This is a genomic window from Acidovorax sp. HMWF018 (assembly GCF_003061035.1).
GTDB classification, from domain to species: Bacteria; Pseudomonadota; Gammaproteobacteria; order Burkholderiales; family Burkholderiaceae_C; genus Acidovorax; species Acidovorax delafieldii.
This window is the reverse complement of sequence record NZ_QAIM01000508.1, coordinates 573-4,763: the sequence shown is the minus strand read 5'-3', so window position 1 is coordinate 4,763 and position 4,191 is coordinate 573. Positions and strand designations below refer to the sequence as shown.

Here is a 4,191-nt window from a genome sequence, read left to right as displayed (position 1 = left end):
GAGAAAACCCCCTTGACGCACAACGCTGCACAGGGGCAGACGCAAGGCAAGATTCAATACAGGCCCAAAGCAAAAAGCGCTGCAACATTTCTGCTGCAGCGCTTTGCTATTTTGGGGTGGCTGATGGGGCTCGAACCCACGACAACAGGAATCACAATCCTGGACTCTACCAACTGAGCTACAGCCACCGTAGCTTTGTATTATAGCCCGGGATTTTGGCCCCGGACATCAAATCGCTTAATTTTCTGCAGTCACTGTTGTTGCCACCTCAGGACGCGGTGCCTTGATCTGCACCTTGAAGCGCTGCTTGAGCAGTTCATAGTACGCCAGCCCTTCGGCCGTGGCCAACCACTGCACGTATTGTTGGCGCTCCTGCTGCGCACGCTGCGCGTCCGGTGCCTGGCGCGGCACGACGCGGTTGACCTTGACCACTGCATAACCCGCAGCGCCCAGATCCACCCCCGTCCAGCCTGGCAGTGCTTCGGAGGGAGCCCGCAGCGCGGCGTCGATCAGGGCACGCGGCAAATTCTGGGTCTGTTCGCGGGAGACTTCGGTCGCTGCGGCCAAGCCTGTGGCAGAAGACGGGGCAGCCTTCCATGCATTGAGCTTGGCCTCGCCCTCCTTGCGTGCGAGTTCGGCAGATTTCTCAGCCACATACAAGGTGCGAACACGGGCCTTCACTTCGTCATAGGGCAGTGTCAATGCAGGGGTGTAGGTGGTCACACGACCGGCAGCCATCTGGCTGGGGCCCACTTCCACCGCCTCGGTGTTGCGCTTGTTCTGCAGCGAGTCGGTAGCAAAAAGTGCTTCGAGGAACTTGGCGTTGGCCAGAGGGCCCTTGACACCTGCAGCAGGGGTCCGGGTCACACCCTTGGCAGTCTGGATCTTCAGCTTGAGCTTGTCGGCCACGGGCTGGAGGCTGTCTGCCTGCTCATACACACCGTTGGTGAAGGACTCTGCCACCTCGGCAAACTTGCGCTGCGCCTGCTGCTGCTTGAGCTCTGCTTCCATGGTGGGGCGCAGTTCTTCAAAGCTGGGCTGGCGGGGTGTCTTGATGTCGGTGAGCTGGATGATGTGATAACCAAACTCGGTTTCCACCAGATCACTGATTTCGCCCTTTTTCAGCGCAAACGCAGCTTCTTCAAAGGGCTTGACCATCGCACCCCGGGCAAAGAAGTTCAGGTCTCCGCCCGCAACGGCCGAGCCCTTGTCGTCAGAGGATTTCTTGGCCACATCAGCAAAGCTGCCGGGAGCCTTGCGCACCTGGGCCAGCAATTCAGTGGCACGGGCCTTGGCCTTCTCGCGGTCCGCGGCGGATGAATCCTTGGGAGCGTTTACCAGGATGTGGCTAGCGCGGCGCTCTTCCTTCGCCGTCATGCGAGCCACATTCTCTTTGTAGTAAGTACGCAGGTCGTCTTCACCCAGGGTGATGGACGCCCGCACGCTGTCGAGATCCAGCACCACGTATTCGATGGCTGCCTGTTCCAGTTGCTGAAACAGGGCGGGATGGGCCTTGTAGTAGGCCTCCAGATCTGCATCTGTCGGGGTGACTTTGCTGGCGAAGTCGGCAGCGTTGAATCGGGCCACCTGGATCTCGCGGCGCTCATACAAAGCGTCGAGCGCAAGTTTGACCTGCGCATCGGAGCCAAACGCGGAGCTCATCACTCCACCCATCACTTGATTCACCGAGATATCGCGGCGCACATTGGCTTCGAAACCTTCGGGCGTCAGGCCTTGAGCAGCGACCAGTGCGCGATAGGCATCGGCGTCCAGCGTACCGTCCGGGCGCTTGAGTCCAGCAATGGCGGGAATCTCCTGCAGGCTACGGGCCAGACGCGCATCGCTGGTCACGAGGTGCATCTTTTGCGCGGCAGCCGCAAGCACACGGTCACGCACCAGGCGCTCCAGCGTGGCATACCGGGCGCTGGGAGAGTCCAGCAACTTGGGATCGACCGAGGGAGACTGGGCGCGAATGCGGTCTGTCTCCATGCGATGGGCATTGTCCCAGTCCGTCTGGTTGATGTTGTTGCCATCGACACGGGCTACCACAGGGCTCTTTTCAGAGAAATAGTTGCGGTCGATGCCTACCAGCACAAACGAAGGAATGATCAGCAAGAACAAGAAGATCATCACGATCTTGGAGTGCTTGCGGATGGATTCAAACATGGTCGATCTTTCAGAAGGCAAAAAACAAAAGGCGAACTTGCGTTCGCCTTTGTTCGGTGATGGTGGGTCCTGACGGTCTCGAACCGCCGACCTACTCCGTGTAAAGGAGCCGCTCTACCAACTGAGCTAAGGACCCCACCTAAACTGATCCTCAGTTCAAGGCATCTTTCAATGCCTTGCCAGGACGGAACTTCGGAACTTTAGCAGCTTTGATTTTAATCGTAGCGCCAGTACGGGGATTGCGACCGGTACGGGCAGCACGCTTGCCCACAGCGAAGGTACCGAAACCGACGAGCGACACGGTGCCGCCCTTCTTGAGAGTCTTCTTGACAGCCTCGATCGTGGATTCCAGGGCACGCGCAGCAGCGGCCTTGGAGATGTCGGCGTTGGTAGCGATGTGCTCAATCAATTCGGTTTTGTTCACAAGAAGCCTCTCGGAAAAGAGTTAATGGAATGTCTCGAGGATATCTGGTCTTCACACGCCTGAAAGCACAGCCGTGGGCTGGTGGAGAACAGGCGGGGGAATGACTGGCATACACAGCAGTGGCTGCTGCATCAGATTAAAGCCATCGAGTTTCAGAGTGTCAATACAACACGCTGTTTTGCGTCAGCGTTGTTCTGAATTCTAGTCGTATTTCACGCTGCGACAGGGCTTGGCGGGGGTTTTTGTCTCAAACACGCCGTATCGGCAGCACTCCGTATTGACACCCCGCAGCCAGCCGTACTCAACGAGCAGCGAGTGCCTGAGCAATGGCTTTGCCCACATCCTGCGTGCTGCCCGTGCCGCCCAGGTCCGGGGTGCGCGGAGCACCACTGCCGGGTTGCAACACGGCTTCGACAGCGGTCAGAACGGCGTCGTGCGCGGCGCGATAACCCAGGAAGTCCAGCATCATTGCGCCGCACCAGATCTGCCCGATGGGGTTGGCGATGCCCTTGCCCGCGATGTCGGGCGCCGAACCATGCACCGGCTCAAACAGCGACGGCATGGTGCGCGTGGGGTTGAGGTTGGCGCTGGGCGCGATGCCGATGGTACCGGTGCACGCAGGTCCCAGGTCCGAGAGGATGTCGCCAAACAGGTTGCTGGCGACCACTACATCAAAGAAGTCCGGCCGCTGCACGAAGTGGGCGGTGAGGATGTCGATGTGGAACTTGTCCACCGTCACATCGGGGTAGGCCTTGGCCATCTCGGCCACGCGCTCGTCCCAGTAGGGCATGGTGATGGCGATGCCGTTGGACTTGGTGGCGCTGGTCAGGTGCTTCTTGGGGCGCGACTGGGCCAGTTCAAACGCAAACTTCAGCACACGGTCCACGCCGTGGCGCGACATCACTGTCTCCTGCATCACGATCTCACGCGGAGTGCCTTCGTACATGCGGCCACCGATGCTGGAGTATTCGCCTTCGGTGTTCTCGCGCACGATCAGCATGTCGATCTCGCCTGGCAGGCGCGGGCTGCCGTCTCGGCGCACCACAGGGGCGATCACGCCTGGCATGAGGCGCGCGGGCCGAAGGTTGATGTACTGATCGAACTCGCGGCGGAACAGCAGCAGCGAGCCCCAGAGCGAGATATGGTCAGCGATCTTGTCGGGCCAGCCCACCGCGCCGAAGTAAATGGCCTCATGGCCGCTGATCTGGTCCTTCCAGTTATCGGGCAGCATCTTGCCGTGCTTTTCGTAGTAGTCCCAGCTCGAAAAGTCGAAGTGGTCGAAATGCAGGTCAATGCCAAACTTGCGGGCGGCCTCGTCCAGAACGCGGAGGCCCTCGGGCATGACCTCTTTGCCAATGCCGTCACCGGCAATGACTGCAATGCGATGCTTCGCCATTCAGATGCTCCTGAAAATATAGCTGCCTGCGCTTATTCATCCAGCGCTCCAGGCATCAAAGACTTGAAAACTATTTGACGCGTGCCCGGATCTCAGGCAACGCCTTCTGCAGGTAGTACACCATCGACCAGACGGTGAGTACCGCCGAGGCCCAGATGAGCCAGGTGCCCCACACGCCGGTATCGATCACGCCAAACAGGCGCCC

General features: G+C 59.5%; 3 protein-coding genes, 2 tRNA genes and 1 pseudogene. All 6 read right to left on the bottom strand.

Annotated elements, in window-relative coordinates; translation table 11 throughout:
- Positions 1 to 112 precede the first annotated feature (112 nt).
- Positions 113 to 188: transfer RNA gene (locus DBR23_RS21565), tRNA-His, on the bottom strand.
- Between the two features lie 49 nt (positions 189 to 237).
- Complete coding sequence (locus DBR23_RS21560; RefSeq protein ID WP_108499545.1) at positions 238 to 2,166, bottom strand: SurA N-terminal domain-containing protein; 1,929 nt, start codon at positions 2,164 to 2,166, stop codon at positions 238 to 240.
- A gap of 60 nt (positions 2,167 to 2,226) precedes the next feature.
- A tRNA-Val gene (locus DBR23_RS21555) sits at positions 2,227 to 2,302 on the bottom strand.
- A gap of 15 nt (positions 2,303 to 2,317) precedes the next feature.
- Complete coding sequence (locus DBR23_RS21550) at positions 2,318 to 2,590, bottom strand: HU family DNA-binding protein (protein WP_008906675.1); 273 nt, start codon at positions 2,588 to 2,590, stop codon at positions 2,318 to 2,320.
- A gap of 301 nt (positions 2,591 to 2,891) precedes the next feature.
- Positions 2,892 to 3,986, bottom strand: coding sequence for a tartrate dehydrogenase (locus tag DBR23_RS21545; protein ID WP_108499544.1), 1,095 nt, complete (start codon positions 3,984 to 3,986; stop codon positions 2,892 to 2,894).
- A 70-nt stretch (positions 3,987 to 4,056) separates the two neighbouring features.
- Positions 4,057 to 4,191 (bottom strand): annotated as a pseudogene (locus DBR23_RS31435) (CDP-diacylglycerol--glycerol-3-phosphate 3-phosphatidyltransferase); the annotation flags it as partial.

What these genes read in the sequence shown, in the direction of transcription:
- DBR23_RS21560 (WP_108499545.1), bottom strand. Translation starts at nt 2,166, where the DNA reads ATGTTTGAATCCATCCGCAAGCACTCCAAGATCGTGATGATCTTCTTG.
- DBR23_RS21545 (WP_108499544.1), bottom strand. Translation starts at nt 3,986, where the DNA reads ATGGCGAAGCATCGCATTGCAGTCATTGCCGGTGACGGCATTGGCAAA.